Source organism: Mycoplasma collis ATCC 35278, from assembly GCF_000701825.1.
Classification (GTDB): domain Bacteria; phylum Bacillota_I; class Bacilli_A; order Mycoplasmatales; family Metamycoplasmataceae; genus Mesomycoplasma_A; species Mesomycoplasma_A collis.
In genome coordinates this window covers 80,530-102,383 of the sequence record NZ_JNJY01000001.1, presented here as the reverse complement: position 1 = coordinate 102,383, position 21,854 = coordinate 80,530, and the positions used below count along the sequence as shown (strand labels likewise).

The 21,854-nt window shown below is 21.5% G+C and carries 22 protein-coding genes and 2 tRNA genes; 22 read left to right on the top strand and 2 right to left on the bottom strand.

What is annotated here, in order from left to right; genetic code table 4:
- Positions 1-193: 193 nt before the first annotated feature.
- Both T403_RS0100555 and T403_RS0100550 read left to right on the top strand, forming a co-directional pair.
- Positions 194-769 carry a thymidine kinase gene (locus T403_RS0100555; RefSeq protein ID WP_033160868.1) on the top strand — a complete coding sequence of 192 codons (576 nt, stop codon included), beginning with the start codon at positions 194-196 and terminating at the stop codon, positions 767-769.
- Positions 770-845: 76 nt separating this feature from the next.
- Complete coding sequence (locus tag T403_RS0100550; protein ID WP_033160867.1) at positions 846-2,288, top strand: hypothetical protein; 1,443 nt, start codon at positions 846-848, stop codon at positions 2,286-2,288.
- A 23-nt stretch (positions 2,289-2,311) separates the two neighbouring features.
- Here T403_RS0100550 and T403_RS0100545 read toward each other — a convergent pair whose 3' ends face one another.
- Positions 2,312-3,322: a ZIP family metal transporter gene (locus T403_RS0100545; protein WP_240532051.1), complete on the bottom strand. Its 1,011-nt coding sequence runs from the start codon at positions 3,320-3,322 to the stop codon at positions 2,312-2,314.
- A 121-nt stretch (positions 3,323-3,443) separates the two neighbouring features.
- Here T403_RS0100545 and T403_RS0100540 point away from each other — a divergent pair, with 121 nt between their 5' ends.
- The 12 genes from T403_RS0100540 to T403_RS0100485 all read left to right on the top strand — a co-directional run bounded on the left by T403_RS0100540 (position 3,444) and on the right by T403_RS0100485 (position 13,446).
- On the top strand, positions 3,444-4,235 hold the full coding sequence (locus tag T403_RS0100540) for a Cof-type HAD-IIB family hydrolase (protein ID WP_033160866.1): 792 nt from the start codon (positions 3,444-3,446) through the stop codon (positions 4,233-4,235).
- A gap of 31 nt (positions 4,236-4,266) precedes the next feature.
- Positions 4,267-4,341 (top strand) — tRNA-Cys (locus T403_RS0100535).
- Position 4,342: 1 nt separating this feature from the next.
- Positions 4,343-4,419 (top strand) — tRNA-Arg (locus T403_RS0100530).
- A 154-nt stretch (positions 4,420-4,573) separates the two neighbouring features.
- The gene (dnaE, locus tag T403_RS0100525; protein ID WP_033160865.1) at positions 4,574-7,495 is read left to right on the top strand and encodes a DNA polymerase III subunit alpha; all 2,922 of its coding nucleotides are present in this window, start codon (positions 4,574-4,576) and stop codon (positions 7,493-7,495) included.
- Positions 7,485-8,381 carry a 5'-3' exonuclease gene (locus T403_RS0100520; RefSeq protein ID WP_033160864.1) on the top strand — a complete coding sequence of 299 codons (897 nt, stop codon included), beginning with the start codon at positions 7,485-7,487 and terminating at the stop codon, positions 8,379-8,381. The genes dnaE and T403_RS0100520 overlap by 11 nt, the downstream gene beginning before the upstream one ends.
- Positions 8,362-8,910, top strand: coding sequence for a dephospho-CoA kinase (coaE, locus tag T403_RS0100515; RefSeq protein ID WP_033160863.1), 549 nt, complete (start codon positions 8,362-8,364; stop codon positions 8,908-8,910). The genes T403_RS0100520 and coaE overlap by 20 nt, the downstream gene beginning before the upstream one ends.
- 46 nt (positions 8,911-8,956) lie before the next feature.
- Complete coding sequence (locus T403_RS0100510; RefSeq protein ID WP_169734594.1) at positions 8,957-9,913, top strand: replication initiation and membrane attachment family protein; 957 nt, start codon at positions 8,957-8,959, stop codon at positions 9,911-9,913.
- Complete coding sequence (locus T403_RS0100505; RefSeq protein ID WP_033160861.1) at positions 9,903-10,748, top strand: DnaA ATPase domain-containing protein; 846 nt, start codon at positions 9,903-9,905, stop codon at positions 10,746-10,748. Before T403_RS0100510 ends, T403_RS0100505 begins: the two co-directional genes overlap by 11 nt.
- A 31-nt stretch (positions 10,749-10,779) precedes the next feature.
- Positions 10,780-11,184 carry a hypothetical protein gene (locus tag T403_RS0100500; RefSeq protein ID WP_033160860.1) on the top strand — a complete coding sequence of 135 codons (405 nt, stop codon included), beginning with the start codon at positions 10,780-10,782 and terminating at the stop codon, positions 11,182-11,184.
- Positions 11,171-11,854 carry a (d)CMP kinase gene (gene cmk / locus T403_RS0100495; protein ID WP_033160859.1) on the top strand — a complete coding sequence of 228 codons (684 nt, stop codon included), beginning with the start codon at positions 11,171-11,173 and terminating at the stop codon, positions 11,852-11,854. Before T403_RS0100500 ends, cmk begins: the two co-directional genes overlap by 14 nt.
- Complete coding sequence (gene der / locus T403_RS0100490) at positions 11,844-13,142, top strand: ribosome biogenesis GTPase Der (protein WP_033160858.1); 1,299 nt, start codon at positions 11,844-11,846, stop codon at positions 13,140-13,142. The genes cmk and der overlap by 11 nt, the downstream gene beginning before the upstream one ends.
- A gap of 16 nt (positions 13,143-13,158) precedes the next feature.
- Positions 13,159-13,446 carry an HU family DNA-binding protein gene (locus T403_RS0100485; protein ID WP_033160857.1) on the top strand — a complete coding sequence of 96 codons (288 nt, stop codon included), beginning with the start codon at positions 13,159-13,161 and terminating at the stop codon, positions 13,444-13,446.
- A 37-nt stretch (positions 13,447-13,483) separates the two neighbouring features.
- Here the strand turns inward: T403_RS0100485 and recU are convergent, their stop codons facing one another.
- A complete protein-coding gene (gene recU / locus T403_RS0100480; RefSeq protein ID WP_033160856.1) occupies positions 13,484-13,972 on the bottom strand; it encodes a Holliday junction resolvase RecU in 489 nt (162 codons plus the stop codon).
- 103 nt (positions 13,973-14,075) lie between these two features.
- Here recU and T403_RS0100475 point away from each other — a divergent pair, with 103 nt between their 5' ends.
- The 8 genes from T403_RS0100475 (at position 14,076) to T403_RS0100440 (ending at position 21,779) form a co-directional block, all read left to right on the top strand.
- Positions 14,076-14,375 carry a 4'-phosphopantetheinyl transferase superfamily protein gene (locus tag T403_RS0100475; protein WP_033160855.1) on the top strand — a complete coding sequence of 100 codons (300 nt, stop codon included), beginning with the start codon at positions 14,076-14,078 and terminating at the stop codon, positions 14,373-14,375.
- Entirely contained in the window at positions 14,376-15,134 is a 759-nt protein-coding gene (locus T403_RS0100470; protein ID WP_033160854.1) for a lysophospholipid acyltransferase family protein, read from the top strand. It begins immediately after the preceding gene.
- Between the two features lie 14 nt (positions 15,135-15,148).
- Complete coding sequence (locus T403_RS0100465) at positions 15,149-15,922, top strand: segregation/condensation protein A (RefSeq protein WP_051619013.1); 774 nt, start codon at positions 15,149-15,151, stop codon at positions 15,920-15,922.
- On the top strand, positions 15,912-16,502 hold the full coding sequence (gene scpB / locus T403_RS0100460) for an SMC-Scp complex subunit ScpB (protein ID WP_033160853.1): 591 nt from the start codon (positions 15,912-15,914) through the stop codon (positions 16,500-16,502). Before T403_RS0100465 ends, scpB begins: the two co-directional genes overlap by 11 nt.
- Positions 16,502-19,333, top strand: a complete 2,832-nt coding sequence (locus T403_RS0100455; protein WP_033160852.1) for a lysylphosphatidylglycerol synthase transmembrane domain-containing protein — start codon at positions 16,502-16,504, stop codon at positions 19,331-19,333. The genes scpB and T403_RS0100455 overlap by 1 nt, the downstream gene beginning before the upstream one ends.
- A 145-nt stretch (positions 19,334-19,478) precedes the next feature.
- The gene (gene fba / locus T403_RS0100450) at positions 19,479-20,342 is read left to right on the top strand and encodes a class II fructose-1,6-bisphosphate aldolase (protein ID WP_033160851.1); all 864 of its coding nucleotides are present in this window, start codon (positions 19,479-19,481) and stop codon (positions 20,340-20,342) included.
- Complete coding sequence (locus T403_RS0100445; RefSeq protein ID WP_169734593.1) at positions 20,320-20,955, top strand: thermonuclease family protein; 636 nt, start codon at positions 20,320-20,322, stop codon at positions 20,953-20,955. Before fba ends, T403_RS0100445 begins: the two co-directional genes overlap by 23 nt.
- Positions 20,955-21,779, top strand: a complete 825-nt coding sequence (locus tag T403_RS0100440) for an Hsp33 family molecular chaperone HslO (protein WP_051619012.1) — start codon at positions 20,955-20,957, stop codon at positions 21,777-21,779. The genes T403_RS0100445 and T403_RS0100440 overlap by 1 nt, the downstream gene beginning before the upstream one ends.
- The last annotated feature ends 75 nt before the right edge of the window (positions 21,780-21,854 follow it).

Below are 21,854 nucleotides of genomic sequence, written 5' to 3'. Positions count from 1 at the left end.
CAAATATTATTAATAATTTAAAATTTAACCTATTTATTAAATATATTAAAAATTTTAACAAAAAAACAAAAAATTATAGTTTTTTATTTTTTATTATAAAAAATTACTTTATTAATAAAATATAATAAAATGAAAAATTGAATATAATGTTTTATATTAAATAAATTTATAAATTTTATTGAAAAGGGGAGAGATGTATAAAAAATTTTATAAAGGAATGATAGAGGTTATTGTTGGGCCTATGTTTTCTGGAAAATCTGATGAATTATTAAAAAGAATAAGAATTTTGAAATATGCAAAAATTAAAACATTAATTGTCAAACATTCTTTTGATAAAAGATTTTCAACAGATAAAATAATTTCAAGAACAGGAGCTGAAATTAAAGCTTTTAGCGTTTCTAATGCTGAAGAAATTGAAGAATTATTTTTAAAAGATAAATATAAAGCTATAGCAATAGATGAAGCGCAATTTTTTGATAAAAATTTAATAAAATTTATTAGTCAAAAAGCGGATGAAGGTATAAGGGTTTTAGTAAGTGGTCTTGATATGAATTATTTAAGGGAGCCTTTTGGAATAATGCCATATATTTTATCTATAGCTGAAAATATAACAAAATTACAAGCAATATGCTTGAAATGTTATAATGCAGCTTCTACAAGTTTTAGAAAAATTCCTGATAAAAATTTAAACATGCTTGGAGATAAAGATGAATATGAAGCAAGATGTAGAAGATGTTTTGTAGAAAGTTTTAGCAAGACAAAAAAATAAAAAAACATAAAAATGTGATTTTTCACATTTTTTTTCTTTTTTTACTTAAAAAAATAAGTTTTTTATATAAGAAAATATGAACAAAAAATTATTTAAATTTTTATTTTCTTTTTTACCTTTAGTTTTTAGTCCTTTTTTAATAAGTAGCTCGTATAACAATATTCCATACAATTCAAATAGCACTTCTGAAACAATGAAAGAAGAAGAAATCATTAATTTGGAAAAATTAAAAAGTAATATAAATTATGTTGATATTAAGTCAAATAATTATAATGCTGAAAATGCAAAACTAACTATTTTATACAATGAAAATGAATATCAATCAAGTAATAAAAATATCTTAAATTATAAGTTAGAATTTTTAAAAAAAATTTTTAATATATTAAATAATAAAATCCAAATTACTTTCTTACCATTTAATAATCAATTTGAATATGATGAACAAATAAAAACAATAGAAAAAAATAAAACTAAATATATTTTACATTTATATAAAAATATTGATGCAAATCAAAGTTCTGATAATGAATCGATTTCACTTTCTTATTTAAATAAATTAACAGTGGAAAATAGAATTATTAACTTTAGCCCCTGAACAAATGAAGAAAACATCTTTGATCATTTTTTAAACTTTTTTTCCATTTCCGCGCTTAATACTACAAAAACAACAGAAAATTTAAACAAAATTACAGTCCATGAATTTAAAACTCCTATAGAAACTAAATATAACAATTTTTACCGAAAACAAAATTCAGACATTAGCGTTAATATAGATGGTGTTATAAATAACAAAGTAAATCATAGTGCAAATGCTTCTTTTTATGCTTCGGCAATATTTATAAGTTCATTTTTTGACTTTTTAATTTATTCTAAATCTTCAAACATAAATAGTGATATCAAAATCATAAATTCATTCTTACTTTCTGCAAAAAAATATGATTTTTTTACTGAAAAATATTTTAATAATCAATATATAGGAATAGGTTCTGGTTTTATAGATTATGAAAATGCATGGAATACATATAATGATTTAAATTCATTTAGTATTAAAAAAACTAGAGAATTTTTGGAAAATGAAGTTATTTTAGAAAAAGACTTTTCCTTAAAAAAAGATGAAATAATAGCAATTAACACAAATTGGTTTTTAAACCTTGTTAATTTTAATTTCAGAACCGTCCATTTTGGAGAAATATTTTTAGATTCTTTGAACATTTTAACAACTATAGATATTTTAAAAAATCGGGAAAATAGTGAATTTATAAAAAAACATCTTAAAAGTAATGAACATACTTTTTTCATTGAAAATAAATTTAATAATAATCTTGATCTAGTATTAGAATTTTTTGATAATGACTGAAAAGTTGTTGCAATTTCTGAAGCTACAATTAAAAATTATGAAGAGATCAAATACAAAGTAAAATACGATGGTAGATATAAAATAAAATTAATCGCAAAAACAGATTTACCTTCAATAAATGAAATTCATCTAAATTTTGTACAAAAAAAATCAGATTCATAATTTAATCTGATTTTTTTAAATTATTAATGACAGTGTCCATCACTATGACAATGTTTTCCGCCTATAATTTTATTCATGCCATCAGCCATATCAGGAGTATCATGTGTATGGAATGCTAAAAGCATTACAGTAAGGATGATTCCTATTCCAAAAAAGACAAGCGAAAGATATCATTCTTTTTTACCACTATTCCTTAAGTGAATAAATTCAGGGACTAATTCAATAATAACAGCAAATGCCAATATCGAACCACCAAATGCATTAACAACTGGTAAAATTCATCCAGTTTGAACTGAACCTCTTAAATATCTATTAATATAAGCTCCTACAATCATAATAGGAATTATTAAAGCGATTGTAACAATGTTATATAAAACTGCTTTTTTAATAGTTTGCCCATATTGTACTTGTCTATAATGCACAATTAATATTTCAATAATAATATGAATATTAAAAGTAATAACCAATCCATAATTTAATTCTCTACCTTCAGAAACTCTAGCTACAGTAGCTCCTAAAATAAAACCATCAATAGTACGATGAGAAAGTAATAATAATATTGCTAATCAAGCGGCTTTAGGATTATCAATATCATTAAAACTTATAATATGATCATGATGACCATGTTCTTCATGATTTTTATGTTTTTCAATTTGAAAATGTTTTATAAAAATATGTCTTACTAAAAATAAAGTAGAAACCCCAAGTAATGAACCAAAAGTTACAATTCCAGCCTGAATTAATTGTTCATTAATATCAGTTAAATTAATAACATTTTTTTCACCCAAAAGATGTGCGTATTTTTCACCTTCTTCAAAAGCTTCTTTAAGTAGACCAGTGGTGGCAATCATTATTAAAATTCCAGAACTTAAAGCATATAAATAAGTATTTGTGCTTTTTTTAATTCGTGGTTTTACAAAAGCAACAAATAAAGCTAAAATAACTGGAAATGCTAATAAAACAAATATATATATTAGCAAATTTAAAGTAATGGCCACATTTAAATCGAAATTTGATTTAGTAAATGGAAACATTTTTTTCTTTCTACATATAAGTTAATTAATCATATACAATTTATATTATACATTTTTAAATTTAAAATACAAATTTAATCAAATATTTTTATTAAATAGAAAATAGTGTATAATGGACAAAATGGAAAATGTTAAAGCACTATTTTTAGATTTAGATGGCACTTTACTAGATGTAGGAATAGGCAAATGAGCAAAAATTAGTGATAATAATAAAAATGCAGTACTAGAATTTTCGCAAAAAGGAAAAGTAATAATTTCTACTGGAAGATCATTTAATTTAGAAGTTAAAAAAATAGCTCAAACAGTAAACGCTAGTTTTACAGTTTGTCAAAATGGCAGTCAAATTTATGATCAAAATTTTAATTTAATTAAAGATCTAAAAATATCTTATCCGTTAGTTAATCAGGTTTTTGAAATTGTAAAAGAGTGAAAAGCATCTTTTGTTGCTAATTCATCTATTTTTATTTATGGACCTTTTTTTTGAAATAAATTATTTTCGTTGTTTAGCAATTTTAAAGCAAAAAAATATAAATTTTTTAATGCCCATGATAGTAATAAAATTTTGATTATTCACAGAAATAAAACACAAGTTAGAAAAATTCATCAAAAAATTAATGAAAAATTTTTTAATGATTTAAAAGCTGAAATTGTGGGAAAAAACTGAGCAATAGAAATAACTGAAAAAAATTGTACAAAAGGTAAGGCAGCTGAATACATTTTAGATCTTTTAAATATAAACGCTAATAATTCAATTCACATTGGCGATTCAATGAATGATTCATCAACTAGCGGTATTGTAGGTAAATTAATTGCAATGAAATCCGGTTCAAATAAATTAAAAAAAATAGCTGATGAAATTGGTGAAAAAAGAAAAAAAGCCGGAGTGGCTAAAATTTTAAAAAATTTATCTTAAAAAAACTAGTTTAATATATAATATTTTTTATGGCGCCATAGCCAAACGGCCAAGGCATGGGTCTGCAACACCCTGATTACCGGTTCGAATCCGGTTGGCGCCTCCATGCGCCCGTAGCTCAATAGGACAGAGTGTTTGGTTACGGCCCAAAAGGTTGAGGGTTCGACTCCTTCCGGGCGCGCCAAATGTAAAAAACACCTTATTATATTGATATAAAAAATGTTCTACAATGTTATTTTTAACATTGTTTTTTTTATACTTTTTTCAAAACACAATTTCAGTTTTTAAACAATTTTTATATTTTTTATATAATTAAAAAATAAAATTAAAGGAATAAAATGACAAAATTTATAAATTTAAACACTCATACAGAATATAGTTTTTTAGAATCAACAATTAAAATAAATTCGCTTTTTGATTATGCTATTAAAAATAATTTAACAACTTTGGCAATTACTGATAGAAACAACATGTTTGGAGTACCCTTTTTTCTAAAAAAAGCCAAAGAAAATAATATAAAACCAATTATTGGAGTAGATTTAGATGTTGAAGATTATAGATTTATTTTATTAGCTAAAAATTATGCAGGGTACCAATTTTTATTAAAATTAGTTTCTAAAATTAATAAAGATAAAAAAATTGAACTTAGCGAAATTTATAATGAAAATATTTTTATTATTGATCATCCAGATTATGGAATTTTTGCAAAAACTGAAGAATCACTAAACTTTTCAAATTATTATATTTCTACAAATGATATAAATATTAATAATTCTATTTATTTAAATGAAACAAAAATATTAAATAATGAAGAAAAAGAGGTTTTAGATTTATTAAAATCTATTTCTAAAAAAGAATTTAACACAAATAAATATTTATCATTTGAACCTGTAAAAAAAATTGATGATATCATCATAAATAGAATAAATAAAATTATTTCAGAAATAAATATAATCTTTCCCGAAAAAGAAAATTTTTTACCTAAATTTGCCAATGATGAAAATTTAAGTTCTGATGAATATTTGAAAAAAATAATTTTTACAAATTTAAAAACTAAAGAATCAGAATTAAAAAAATATAAACAAACAATGGAAAGATTGAACTATGAATTTAATGTAATTAAAAACTTAAATTTTAGTGATTATTTTTTAATTATTTGAGATTTAATAAAATGAGCTAAAGAAAATAATATTTTAGTAGGTCCAGGGAGAGGAAGTGTTTCAGGGTCGTTAATTGCTTTTATTTTAAATATAACTGAAGTCAATCCGTTAAAATATAATCTATATTTTGAAAGATTTTTAAATCCAGAAAGAATTTCTATGCCTGATATAGATATTGATGTAGCTGATGATAGAAGAGATGAAGTTCTTTTATATCTTAAAAATAAATACGGTTTTGAGAATTTTTCTACTATTATAACTTTTCAAACATTAGGGGCGAAAATGTCTTTAAGAGATACTGCAAGGGTTTATAAATTACCAGTTTCTGAAGTTAATGAGCTTACAAAAAGGATGTTTAATGATTCATCTTCACTAGAAGTGAATTATGAAAAAAATGCTAAATTTAAAGCTAAAATCAATTCAAATGAGTTATATTTTAAAATATACAACATGGCTAGAAAAATTGAAAATTTACCTAGACAACACGGAACACATGCTGCCGGAATAATAATTTCAAAAACTGAAATTGAAAATGTTATACCCACTTTAATTAACGATAAAAACTTTTTAGAAACGCAATTTTCTATGGAATATTTAGAAGATTTTGGTTTTTTGAAAATTGATATTCTAGCATTAAAAAATCTTTCAATTATTAATGAAGTGTTAAATTTAATTAATGAGAAAAATAAATTAAATTTAACATTTAAAGATATTCCTTTATTTGATTTAAAAACTAATGAATTATTAACACAAGGAAAAACTGTTGGAATTTTCCAACTAGAATCTCCAGGGATGAAAAACACATTAAAAAATGTTGGTATCTCGTCATTAGAAGACTTAGCGTCTGTAATTTCTTTATTTAGGCCGGGGCCGATAGAATATATAAATGAATATGCTAAAAGAAAAAAAACTAATTCAGTGCCTCAAGTATCAGAAGAATATGATGCAATTTTAGCATCTACTTACGGAATAATTGTTTATCAAGAACAAATAATGGAAATATGTCAAAAAGTAGCTAATTTTTCATTTGCACAAGCAGATATTTTTAGAAAAGCTATTTCTAAAAAAGAATCAAATGAAATGTCAAAATACAAAGATATATTTATCGCTAATGCAATTAAACAAAATTATGATGAAAAATTAGCTTTAAAAATTTTTCGTGATATTGAATATTTTGCTGAATATGGTTTTAATAAAGCTCATGCTATTTCTTATGCTATGTTGGCGTATAAAATGGCCTACTTAAAATCCAAGTTTCCATTGTTTTTTTTCGCATCATTAATAAATAATGCAAGAGGCTCACAAGAAGCTATTAAAAAATATATAGATGAAGCAAAAGAATATAATATTAAAATACACTCTCCATCTGTGAACGCGTTTTTTAAAATTAATGATAATTCAATAATTGAAAATGATGAAATTTTTCTTCCTCTAATTACTATTAAAGGTTTAGGAAATGTAGCAACTAAAAAAATATTAGAAATAAGAAAAGAAAAAAAGTTTAGTAATTTGCAAGATTTTTTAATTAGAATGAATGAAAATAAAGTAACTAAAAACATTATTAATATTTTAATAGAATCTAATTCATTAAGAGAATTTGGAGTTCAAAAATATATTAAATCAATATTAAATATTTTTGATAATGAAGAAACAAATTTAGATTTTGATAAAGATCCAAATTTAGTAAAAGAGTATTTAGAAACCTTTAAAAAAGAAGCTATTTTTACTGAAGTAAACGATGAAAAAGATATTGAAGAAATTCAAAAAAATGAATTAAATTATCTAGGAATGACATTTACCACAAATTATAAAAAAAATTATGAATATGAAACAAGATTAATCGATCTTAAAAATAATAACAAATATGTTCTGCCACTAAAAGTTTTAAAAATCAGCCCTTTTTATGATAAAAATAAAAGATTGATGGCTAAATTAGAACTAATGGATAGTTCCAAACAAATAGTTGCTTTCATTTTTAGTAGTTATTGACAAATAATTGAAAATAAAATTGATGCAAATAAAATATATGAATTTGAAATAATGTTAAATTCTAGAGGTTATACTATATATAAAATGTTGAAGGAAATATATGAAAAATAAAATTTTATTAGTTGATGCTAATTTATTATTATTTAAATCATTTTACGCCAGCTATTCAATGCAACAAAATTTATTTCTGGATGAAATAAGCAGTGAATTTTCAGCGAATACTGTGCATATTTTTTTTAGTTCACTTTTTAATGTTTTAAAAACTTATAAGCCAACACATTTATATTTAGCTTTTGATTCAGCGACCAAAACTTATAGGCATAATTTAAATGAAAACTATAAAAGTAATAGAAAAAAAATCCCTGACGAAATTTGAACTCAATTTGATTGAATAAAAAAAATCCTCAGTTTATTAAATGTTAAATATGAAAATATTCCTACATTTGAAGCAGATGATTTAATTGCTAGTTTTAATTATAAATATAAACAAGATAATGCTATTATGGTTTGATCGGATGATAAAGATTTATTACAACTAGTAGATGAAAATACTTCTATTTTGTGTAAAAAACAAAACAAATTTTTTATAAAAAATTATAAAAATTTTGAAGAAGTGGAAGGAATTCAACCTTCTCAAGTAGTTGATTATAAATCTATGGTAGGCGATAAATCAGATAATTTAAAAGGAATAAATGGTATAGGTGAATTAACAGCTAAAAGACTTTTAAAAAAATATTTTTCTTTAAACAATATTTATAATAATTTAAATGACTTAACCCCTTCATTACAACTTAAGTTTACAAGTTATAAAGAAGAAGCTTATTTGTGCCAAAAATTAACAAAATTATTAATTGATGCACCAAGTATTTATGATTTAAAAGCGATAGAAATTGATTTAAAGTTTTCCCAAGAGCTCGAAAATTTATTAGTTAAATTAAATTTAAATAAAGTTTTATCTCAAATTAAATCTTTTTTAAATGATAGCGATAACAGGTAAATATGGCTCAGGGAAAACAACATTATTAAATAAAATTGCTAAATATAATTATAAAGTTTTGAATTGCGATGATTTTATAAAAGAATGTTATAAAAAAAATAACTTATGTTATTTAAAAATTAAAAAAAAATTGGGCGAAGATTTTATAAATCATGACGAAGTTGATAAAAATAAATTAAGAGAATTTATTTTAAAAGATAAAAGCAATATTAATATTATAGAGAAATTAGTTTACCCAATTTTAGAAGAGCATTTAAAAAATAATAAGTATGATTTTGTTGAAATAGCAAATATCAAAGGAGCAAATTTAGATTTTTCAAAATATTTTACCAAGATATTTGTTTTAATAACACCTGAAGAACAAAGGCAAAAAAATATAAATTCTAAAAGTGTCGATAAAAAAATTCAAAATATAAATAACTCTTTAAACAGTGGAATTGTAGGCGTTCCTACTGTTAATATAATGTGGAAAGATGTTGATAAAGAAAACTTTTTTGTGACTTTTTTTAAAAAAGCATTTGATATGTAATAGAATAATTTCACTAACAAAATTTAATAATTTTATTGGAGTAATTATGGAAAAGTTTAATGTAAAAGTGTCTAAAAAAATATCTGAATTTGATTTAGAAATAATTAATGATTTTTATTTACCTATTATAGGCGCAACATCATTTGTTGTTTATTTAAATCTTTATAATCAATTTAAAAAAAATAATTTTAAAATTTTTGAATTAAATTTAAAAACTTTTTTAAAAAAATTGAAAATTTCAGAACAAGAATGAATAGAAACAAGATCAACTCTTGAAGCCGTTTCTTTATTTCAAACATATTTTGACCAAGAAAATAATGAATTTTATATTGTATTGCAAAAACCATCTGAATATTCTTCATTTTTAAAAAATAGTTTGCTAAATTCCCAAATAAAAGAAAAAATTTCACAAGATGAATTTAAAAAATTATTATCAAAATATGATGAAGTTAATATCATTAAAAAAAATTTTAAGAATATAAGCAAAAAATTTTATGAAATTTTTAACTGTAATTTTAAAAAAGAAGATTATATTCTAGAAAATAAAAACGAAAATAATTTTATTATTAGTGAAACAAAAGTCACAAATAATTCAAAAAAAGAAGTGTTAAATACATCTAATTTTTTAAAAACTCTCACCAATAAAGATGCAAAACCTTCTTTAGTTAAAGCTGTAGACACATTTTTAGATAAATTATCTCAAGATTCAATAAATGAAATATTAAAATTTTGTTATTTATCAGATGGAAATAATCACATTTCTATTTCATATTTTAAAAAAATAGCTCAAGATTTAATAAATAAAAATGTAATTTTAGCAAATGAAATAAAAATTGAATTAAGCGAAACATTAATTTATAAACAAAGAAAAAATAAAAACCAAAACCAAATTAATGTTTTAGAAAGCGTTAACGATAAATTTTCTAATGTCTTTAATAATTCTCAACCTAAAAAAAGAAGAGTTTTAGATGAAACATTTAGCGGAGTTATAAATGAAGATTAATAATTTGAATGTAAATTCGTTATTTGATGAAAATCAATTAAAAAATGAAGATTATAAAAAAATAATAATAAAAAAAATATACGAAAATAAAAGAACGAAAAAAATGATTGATGATGAAAAAATAACTTATGATGAAGTATTGGAAAATATTTCGACATTCATACAAATGTTTAAAAGAAGATTTGAGTACTTTATTTATCTTAAAAGGCAAGAAGATGGTAAATTAAAAAAAGTTATTTCATTAAGCAACGAATTTAAACAAGCTTCATTTAAAAACAATTTTTGATTAACAGAAATAACAGAAATTAATTTCGATAATAAAATAGAAATAGTTATTGATAAACTTAAAAATTCTGCTATTAAAAATTTATTAAAATCATCTGATATTTTAAAAAGTTCTTTTTATTTATGTGGTGAAACAGGAAAAGGTAAAACATTAATTTTAGAAGCTATAGCTATCGAAAGAGCAAGAAAAAATAATGAAACTATTGCATTTATCAATATGAGCGATTTATTTTCGTTTGCATTTAAAAATATGATAGGCAAAAATTCATTATTTTTTCCAATAATAGAAAAATTTAAACAAGTAGATGTTTTGTTTTTAGATGATTTAGGCTCTGAAACACACAACAACTGATTTTTAAATTCGTTACTTACTCCTATCTTAAAATATAGACATAAGTTTAATAAAAACACTTATTTTTCATCTAATTATTCGCAAGATGATTTATTTAAATTATATTCATCAGATACAAAGAAAATAAGTCCCGAAGTAGTTAAAAGGTTTGTTTCAATAGTTAAAGATATTTCAAAAATTGAACTTTTTACAGAGTAAAAAAATTAATTTTAATATATAATAAAAAAATATGAATTTAAAGGTTTCACGTTTTAATAAATGAAAAAAATATAGAGAAGCTATTTATGGTTTATCTTTTTTTTATAGTTCTTTTTTAAATAAAGATAAAGCTAAAAAAAATAACTTGGAATTATTGACAAAAAACATTAATGATTTCAATTATGAAAAAATTATAAATTCTGAAGAAATAATAAATGATTTTCAAAAATCTTTAACTATAAATAAAATCCATTTAGAAAAGTGAAAAATTCCTGATTTAAAAAATAAAATTCAAAAATTGAATAAAGAATTTGAAAAGAATTTTTCTTTTTTTGAAGAAATTGAATTTAATTTTGATTTTTTTATTAAAGAAAAAGAAAGAATTAATAAAATAAAAATTCAAAAATATGAAAAGGAAAAAAATGAAAAAAATTAATGTAGCAATTGATGGACCTTCAGGTGTGGGCAAATCAACTATTTCAGAAAAAATAGCTAAAAAATATAATTTTATTTTTGTAAACACGGGTACTTTTTATAGAACAATTGCTTTTTATTTTCTTTCAGAGTTTAAAAATGATTTAAATGTAATTAAAAATAAAGATTTTGTTTTAAAAAATTGAAACATGGACAAAATAACATTAAATGAAAATAAAGAAGTTTTATTAAATAAAGAAAATCCCTCTGATAAACTAAGAACAGATATTGTTTCTCAAGGCGCTAGTATCATTGCTACATATAAAGAAATTAGAACACAAATTGTTAACTTTTTAAAAAACTTATCAAAAAAAGATAAAGGTTTTATTATGGAAGGACGTGATACAACTTTTTCAGTTCTTCCTCATGCTGAAGTGAAAATATTTTTATGAGCATCTCCAGAAGTAAGAGCTAAAAGAAGAGTTCAACAAAATAAAGAATTAGGAATAATAGAAAATTATGAAGATGTATTTTTAGCTATTAAAGAACGTGATTATCTTGATCAAAATCGTGAATTCGATCCTTTACATCAAACGCCAGATTCTTGATTTATCGATTCAAGTAATATGACAATGATGCAAGTTGTTGAAGAAATATCAAAATTAATAGAAAAAATTATTTATGAAAAATAATGTTGTAGCAATTGTTGGAAAACCTAATGTTGGAAAATCAACTTTTTTCAATAAATTAGTAGGAAAAAGAATATCTATTATTCACGATTCCCCAGGAATAACTAGAGATAGAATTTATGAAAATGTACAATGAGTAGGTAAAACAATCAAAATTATTGATACAGGTGGAATTGAAATTGAAAACAAACCTTTTCAAGAACAAATAAGGATTCAAACACAAATAGCTATTGAAGAAGCGCAAATAATTGTTTTAATGATAAATGGAAATTTAGAAATTGATAAAGATGATTTATTTGTGGCTAATTTATTAAGAAAAACTGGTAAAAAAGTTATAGTTTGTTGCAACAAATTAGAAAATAATAAAGGTATGGATGTAAGTATATATTCTTTAGGTTTTGATAAATATTTTAAAATATCAGCGATGCATTCTGAAGGAATTGGTGATGTTTTAGATGAGATTGTAAATAATTTAAATTTCACTGAACAAGAAGAAAAAAATGAATTTAAATTAGCTATTATAGGTAAGCCAAATGCAGGTAAATCTTCATTATTAAATACACTTATCAACGAACAAAGAGCAATAGTTTCGCCAATAGCCGGAACAACTAGAGATTCAATTGTTTCAAAAATAGTTTTAGAAAATCAAAAATTTGATATTATAGATACGGCTGGAATAACAAAAAAGTCTAAATTAGTAGAATCGGTTGAACATTATGCTTTGATGAGAGCTATGTTATCACTTGAAAATTCTAATTTATCACTTCTTGTTATTGATGCTACGAATGAATTAAGTCATTTCGATCAAAGACTTGCAGGATACGCGTTTGAACTAAATAAACCAATAATAATTGTTATCAATAAGTGAGACTTAATTAAAAAAAATTCTAAAACAATGATTGAGTTTGAAAAAGAAATAAGAAAAAAATATAAATTTCTTGCATGAGCTCCCATTGTATTTATTTCTAGTTTGTATTCTCAAAGAATTAACACTTTAAAAAAAACAATACTAGAAGTAAAGAAGAATTTAGAAAAAAGAATTTCAACAAATTTATTAAATGAAGCTATTATTGAAATTCAAATAGTGCAACCAGCACCTACATTAAAAGGAAAAAAATTAGAAATATCTTTTATTAAACAAGTAGAAGGAAAAATACCAACTTTTATTTTATTCGTAAACAATAAAGAGTATGCACATTTTACATATTTAAGACATTTAGAAAATAAAATAAGAGAATATTTTGATTTTACTGGTACTCCTATAAAATTTATACTAAAAAATAAAAAATAATAGTAGTAAGGAAAAAATGAATAAAAAAGAACTTATTTTAGAAATATCAACAAGAATTAATCAAACTCAAAAAAATGTTGAAGAAGTAATTGACTCATTTGTTAAAATAATTGCCGAAAAATTATCTGAAGATGAAAAGGTTAGTATAAGTGGTTTTGGAGTTTTTGAAAGTATTTGAAAAGAAGCTAGAGAAACTACATATTGAAAAACTAAAGAAGTTTTCAAAATCCCAAGACAAAGAGTACCTAAATTTAAACCATCTAAAGTTTTAAAAGAATTAGTTTTACAAGAAAAAGAAAAATAATTTAAATAATCACTACAACCTTTTTAATAGTGGTTATTTATTTTTTTTCTTCAATAATATCAATAAAATTTAAAATACCAGGATAATGTATCTCTAATTCATAACCATTATTTTTTAAAAATAATAAATCAATTTTTATTTTTTTAATATTCATTAAATTTTCGACAAAAAGTAAAAAAAATTTATCTGTATTTTTAAATAAAATGATAAAAAAAGCTATTCCACCCATTTGGTGAATTTTTTTTAAATATTTAAATTGATGTTCTTTAATATTATTTCAAGCTAAATAATTATCATTAGTACTTTTCGCTTCAAAGCAAACAAATTTTCCTTTATAAATTCCATAATAATCTACTGTGCTTTTCTTAAAAATAACACCATTTTCAATTTTTTTATTTTTTCCAACATCTTTAAATTTAACATCTAAATTTTTTTTATGAAAAATAGCTACATTATTTTCTTCATAAAATTTTATTGTTTTATTTATTAATGTTTCTAAAATCATTCCTCTATTTTTAGTTATCATAGTTAAAAATGTTTAATAAATAAAAAAATAAATAAAAAAAAACTAAAATATGAAAAATATTTTTTTTAATAAAAAATAAGATATTATATAATTTTTTAATATTATGGTAGGAATAGATTTAACGAATGTTTCAAGATTTGAAAAAATCACTTTTAAAACAATAGAAAGATTTCTTTCTAAAGAAGAAATCATAACTTTTAAGCAAACAGAAAATAAAAATAAATTTTTAGCTACAAGATGAGCTATAAAAGAAGCAATATTTAAAGCCGATAATTCGGAATATTCATTTAATAAAATAAACATTGAGAAAAAAAATAATATTTATGTTTATAAAAATTTTATTATTTCTACATCTTATGAAAAAGACACTATAATTGCTTTTGTTATAAAAAAGGAGAATTAAATGTTACCAAAAATTAAATTTTTACTATTATCACCAGTTTGATTGTTTAGGTTAAATAAAATTAGAAAAATAGCTAAAAAATATAGAAAAAATAAATTAGAGTGAAATGCGCAAGCAAGAAATAACTTTATTTTAAAATACTCAACAAAAATTTTAAAAATTTTCAATATAAAAATAAATGTTATAAATAAAGAAGCGATATCAAAAGGACCTGTTATGGTTGTATCAAACCATTTATCTAATGCTGATGCTTTTATATTATTTAATGCATTGCAAGCAAGTTTAGAAACTCCAGATGAACCTAAAAAAATTTTAACTTTTTTAGCTAAAAGTGAATTACAAAAGAAAAGAACTTTCAGAAATGTTTTAAACATAATTGATACATTTTTTATAGATAGAACTAAAATTAAAGAATCATTTAAAACTTTAGAGAATTTTGCTAAGTTTATAAAAGAAAATAAAACTATCGGCATTGTTTTTCCCGAAGGTACAAGATCAAAAGATGGTCAAATTCATGAGTTTAAAAAAACTCCTTTTGAATTAGCTAAAAAATCATTATTAAATATTCAACCTGTGACAATTAATTTTAGTGGCGACGCTTTTAATTCATCAAGATCAAAAAAATTAGAAGTTGATGTTCATATTCATCCTGTTATTAAATCTTCAATAGTTTCATCTTTAAGTTCAGAATCGCTTAAAAATAAAGCGTTTGATATTATTTCATCAAAATACATTGTTAGCGCTCCGGAAAAAAAATAAAAAGAATTTAATTTATGGAAAAAAATAACGAAAATCAAGATTTAATAAATAGCCAATATGTAAATATTAATATTGAAAATTTTAATGGACCATTAGATTTATTATTGAATTTGGTTAAAGAAAAAAATATGAATCTTTTGGAAATAAATCTTTTAGAATTGGCAAATGATTATTTGAGAATAATAAAAATTCTAAAAGAAAAAAATTTAGAAGTTGCTGCTGACTATTTAGTTATGTCTGCTACATTAATACAGATGAAAGCAAAAATGCTTCTAGCTGAAAAAGAAATAATTGACAATAAAGAAGTTGAAGAAGATAAGGCAAAATTAATTAAGCTTTTAGCTGAATATCAACAATTTAAATCAATTTTTGAATTTTTAAGACAAAAAGAAGACCAAAGATTAAAAATAAATATCAAAAAAATTTCAAATCTTGAACCTTTTATTAGGATTAATGATAAATCAAAAGTTGATGGAAGATCATCAAAAACAAAATTAAATCAAATTATTAAAATGATGTTTGAAAGATTGAGTGCTGAAAAATTAAAACAAATAAAAATCGATTCTATTAATGTAACGCCAGATGAGCAAAAAAGCGTGATTAGAAATATAGTTAAAGAAAAAACAAGTTTTTTATTTAACAAGGAAATCACTTTTCCATCATTAAAACATTATGTTATAACATTTTTAGCATTATTAGACATGTCGAGAAATGAAGAAATTATAATTAATCAACAAGAACAATTTAGTGATATAACAATCGAAAAAGGACAGTTGTATGAAAAATAAAATTATAGAAGCAATTTTATACTTACAAGGTGAAGAAGGGCTATCTTCAGAACAACTTAAAAATGTTTTAAAATTAAATAAAATAGATGAAGCTAGGATTTTATTAAAAAGATTTGCAGAAAATTTTAATAAACTAGAAAGAGGAATATTTGTAATTGAATTTAATGACATCTTTAAGTTCGCGACTAAAGAAATAGTTAAAGATTATATATCTGATTTTGTTTCAATAACAAAAAAACAAAAATTAACTAATGCCGCCATTGAAACCGCTGCTATTGTAGCATATAAACAACCAGTAACTAGAAGTATGATTAGTGAAATACGTGGTGTTTCTTCTGATTCTATTGTTGCTTCATTATTAATGAAAGGGATAATTGAAGAAGTTGGAATTTCTCCAACTGTAGGGCAACCTGTTTTATATGGAATAACTAATAAATTTTATGATTATTTTAGGTTAAAATCTTTACAAGACCTACCTAGTTTCCCTGAATTTGATCAATATAACGAAGACGAAAATACAACTGAAGAGCCATTGGAAGATGTTTTTGATCTTTTTGCATCTCAAAGGGAAAATGATTAATGTCAAATAAAACAAAATTTTCAAATGTGCTTAAAAATTCACAATTTTTTAGTATAACTTCTGAACATGAGATAAGTAATGATAATTTTAATAACTTATTAACTGATGATATTAAAAATTCAGAATTAATTTTAACATCACTAAAAACAACAGAAGATATAGATTTTTCACTACTTAATAAAAAAGCTTATTTGTTAAATTTATGATTGAAAAAAAACATCAAAACAAATAACAAAATTTTTATTTTTAGTAATGAAGATGAAATATGTTTTACAGTTCAAGAAATTTTTTCTAAAATTTTAGCTCAAAATAAAAAAAATCTTCTTTACAAATTCAAAGATAATAATATTTCATTGAATTTAGCGATAAATGAAATTATTAATAATGATTATGATTTGTCAATTTTTATTTTGAATTTATATAATAATAATTACAAAATATTTATTCGTAAAAAAGAATTTAATAAATTATCTAGCGACGATGAAGAGTTTTTAAATAAAAAAATATTAAATTTAAAAACACCTAACATAGATACAAATAAAAATTTTTCAAATATTTTTGTAAAAGAAAACAATAATAATTTATTTTTTGAAAAAGAAAAAATAAATTTAAAAAATAGCTATTATTTTTTCACTTCGCACGCTGATGAAAAAAATATTTTAAATTTTGTAAACAATAAAGATAATATAAAAATAAATTTAAATCAAAATTTTAATCCAAAATTAAATTTCAATATATTTCAAAAAATTAAATTTATTTTGAAAAATAAATATTCTAAAAATAAAAAAGATATATTTTTTTATATAAATCATTTTGAACGTAAAAAAATTATTTTTGCAAAAAATAAAAATAAATATGAAAAATTAGACTGAAACTCCATAAATTTATTGCTTTTTAACTACTTAAATAGCATAAATAAACTTAAAGATAAAAAAATTTATCATTTAAATCATGAACAAAATTTTTTAAATGATATTTTGAGTCAAAATTTTAACCTTGATTTTATAAAATTAAACGAACACTATCCATTGGAATTTATTTATAAAATAAAAAAATCTGAATTAAAAAATGAAAATTTTTATTTAATCAACAAAAATAAAGTTTATTTTTTATCAAAAGATATTAAAAATAATATTTTTGGACTAAACGATGTTAATAACACTTTATTGTTAATAAAAATGTTCGAATATTATAAAAAAAATAAAATTAATATTTTTGATAAATTAAACGAAATAAAAAAAGAATTATCAATTGAAAATATTTTTGAAAACAAATTATTTTTCTCTAATGATGCTTTTTTTAATTTAGTAAAAAATATTAAATTTACTAAACGATTTGGTGATTTTGAAGTTAAAAAATATTCCTTTATAAAAGAAGAACATTTTTTATTAGGTAAACAACTAAAATTTATTTTAGATTTAAACTCAAAACAAAAAATTAATTTATTATTTAATACAAACAATAACACTTTAACAACTTCGATAATTTCATTGCAAAATAAAAATGATGATTATAAAAAAATAATTTTTAATGAAGAAAAAATAATTAACTACTTATCAGAATATAAAATTTCTAAAAATAATTTTAAAAATAACAAAAAGAAAGAAATACTTAAAATAAGTTTTTCAATATTAATTATAATTTTAACAATTTTATTTTTATTATTTAACGTTTATAAATCTAATGGAGAAAATGTTTTAGGTATTAAAATTTTTGAAAATTTTTATAAAACATTTATGAGTTCAAATAAAAATAAAATTCAAACATTATTAATAATATTAGGGACAATTGCTTCTATTTTTATCGGGAATAGTCTGGTTATCTATAAAATAGCTAAATTTAATAATCAAAAAATAAAAATATCAGAGGCTTTTGCAGCATCTATTTTAGGTATTTTAGTGGCCAACTTAACACCTTTTGCATTTGGTGGAGAAATTATCTCATATTGATATTTACAAAAAAAAGGTCATAAAAAATCTATTTTAGCAACAATATTTACAATTACCGCTATGATGCACCAAATACTTATATTAATAATTTCATTAACATTTATGCCATTAGGTTTTGTTTATTATAAAAATGTTTTTTTAGAAAATATTGATGCAGCAAAAATAATTACATTTATTTTTACAATTTTAGGATTTATTTTAAATATTTCGCTTTTATTAATAATAATATTTATTTCTATGTTTAAAAAAATTCAAAAATTTATTATTTTAATTTGAATTTATATAATTTCATTTTTTGTTTTTGATATTGATATCGAAAGAAAAAGAAAACTTATTGAAATAAAAATGGATATTTTTAAAAATAATTACAAAAAAACATTAAAAAATAAAAAACTATTTTTAGAAATTATATTTTATAAAATTATTTCATATCTAATTTTCCCAATATTTATTGTTGCTTATATGATTGCTAATGATGGTGATTTTACAAGATTTTATATTAATTTTTTAACTGGTAATTCGCTTATTAATGCTGCTAATAACTTATCTCCTATTCCTGGCGGAATTGGGACGGGTGATTTATTAACTATCCAAATATTGAGTAAAAATATTTTTTCAGATTTAGATAATGTAAAGTTTTTTGCATTTAGCAAAAATATTTTCTTTTGATTGATTCCTAATATTATTTCACTATTAACAATAATCACTGTTTTTTTTGGTGAAAAAAGAATTGCCAAATATAAAATAATTAATAAATTAATTTTATTTAATCCAAAACTAAAAAATAGATATAAAAAAACAAAAAGTATTTATTTCAAACTAATTTTTGCTTTTTGAGTTATTTTTATAATTAGTTTAATATTTTTATTTATTTTTATTTAAAATAATTTATAATTTTTTTTAAATTATCTTTATAAAAATTGAAAAGTTTTAAAAAAGTTTTTTTTCATAAAAAAAACAAAAATAATAACATTTTTATTTGAACTATAATTTAAATTTGTAAATCAAAAGAAAAAGAGGTTTATATATGCCATTGGTAAATGCAAAAATAATGATAAAAAACGCATATAAGAAAAAATATGCGATCCCACATATTAACATTAATAATTTAGAATGAACTAAAACAGTTTTATTAGCGGCTCAAAAAATGAAATCACCTATTATAGTTGCTACTTCAGAAGGTGCTGTAAAGTATATGGGTGGTTATAAAACAGTTTATAATCTTGTAAGCGGCTTAATTTCAGATTTAAAAATCACCATTCCAGTTGCTCTTCACTTAGATCATGGAACACTAGATGGATGTTATAAAGCTATTGAAGCAGGTTATACCTCTATTATGTATGATGGATCACATGAGGATTTTAAAACCAATTTAAAAAATACAAAAAAATTATTAAAAAAAGCAGTAGTAAAAGGTGTTTCAGTTGAAGCTGAAGTTGGTTCAATTGGAGGTGAAGAAGATGGGATTATTGGGAATGGTGAAATCGCCAATCCTTTAGAAGCTAGAAAGATGGCTTTGACTGGAATTGATATGTTAGCTGCGGGAATTGGTAATATTCATGGTCCTTATCCAAGTAGTTGAAAATCTTTAAATTTTGATGCAATAAGAGAAATTAATCAAAAAGCAAAAATTGGTTTAGTATTACATGGTGGTTCTGGAATTCCTATTGATCAAATTCAAAAAGCAATATCACTAGGTATTTCTAAAATCAATGTTAACACTGAATTACAACAAGCAAATGCTGTTGCAATTACTGAGTTTGTAGAAAGCGGTAAAATTAAAATAGGTAAAAATTTTGATCCTAGAAAAATATATGCAAAAGCTAATGAAGCTATGGAAAATGTAGTTTTTGAGAAAATTAAACAATTTGGTTCTGAAAACAAAGCATAAAAGAAAAAAATCTAAAAAATTTTTAGATTTTTTTTCATCTATTTTTTTATTTTTTACTTTTTCCTTTTTTGTATCATGTAATTTTAATCAAAATAAACAAACAGTTAAAATTGGTGCAAAAAAGATTGAATTTAAAAATAAAAAATATTCTTTTAATGTTTATGATGGTGATACGTTTACAATTATTAATAATGAAAGTTCAAATATTAAAATAAGAATTTTCGGGATAGATACTCCTGAAATAAAAGATAAAAAAACTAACGAATTTACAAAAAATGAAAAATATTTATATGCTATTAAAGCAAAAAACTTTTTAAATTATTGATTAGAAAAACATTCTAATTTTGATTATGATGTAATAAAAAAAGATAAATACAATAGAACTGTAGCAAAAATTTTTGATAAAGATAATGATTATTCGATTGATATTGTCAATGAAGGTCTTGCTATTGTAAGATATATAAGCATAGATTCGAAAGACAATCTATATTTTACAAATGATCAAAATTACTATCAAAAACTATTAAATGCACAAAAATATGCACAAAAAAATAAAAAAGGTTTTTGGTCTAGATATAATAATTTAAAACAAATTTTAAAAGAGGTATATTAGTGAGTTTTACAAAAATTTATATTAAAGACAATGTTAGAATTTTTTTATCAGACTATACGCAAGTAGCTAATTCTACTATAGAAAAACAAAAAAGTTCAAATTTTTCATCATTAATTTTAGCGAATGCAATTACAATTTTTGGCGTTTTACCTTTTATTTTACAAGCTAAACATGGTAAAGTTATATCTTTTTTAAAATCCAATGGAACAATAAAAAATTTAATAGTCGAAGCAAATAGTGAAGGAGAAATCAAAGCACTAATTGGAAATCCGTTAATTGAAATAACTGAAAAAAAATTTGAAAATAAAAATATTCCACTTATTTTAGCTATTGGAAATGAAGGAATTTTAAGAATTACAAGAAAAAATAATAATGATTATTTTACTGGAGAAGTAAAATTAGTAAAAAGCGATTTAATCACTGACTTAGCTTATTATTTTCAAATTTCTGAACAAATATATACAGCAATAAAAACTAGCGTTTTTTTTGAAAATGAAAATAAATTTTCACGAGCTTACTCAGTTATATTTCAACTTTTACCTCAACATCAAGAAAAAGATATTTTGTGAATTGAAAATATCATAAAAAACCATGACATTAATAACTATTCTTTTGAAGAATATGAAAAAATTTTAAATGCTGATTTAATAAAAATAAAAAACACAAAATGAAAATGTTCATGTTCAAAAAATAAACTTTTAGAAAGTATTCAACTAATAGATAAAATAGAATTAGAAAAAATTTTATTAGAAGATAAAAAAATTGAAATTATTTGCGATTTTTGTCAAACTGAATATATTTTTTATAAAAAAGATTTTGAATAAAAAATATTTTTCTCATTTTTTTTCTTTTTTTCTTTTTTTTAAAAATATTAGCTATTTTTTAATGAGGTAAAAAAA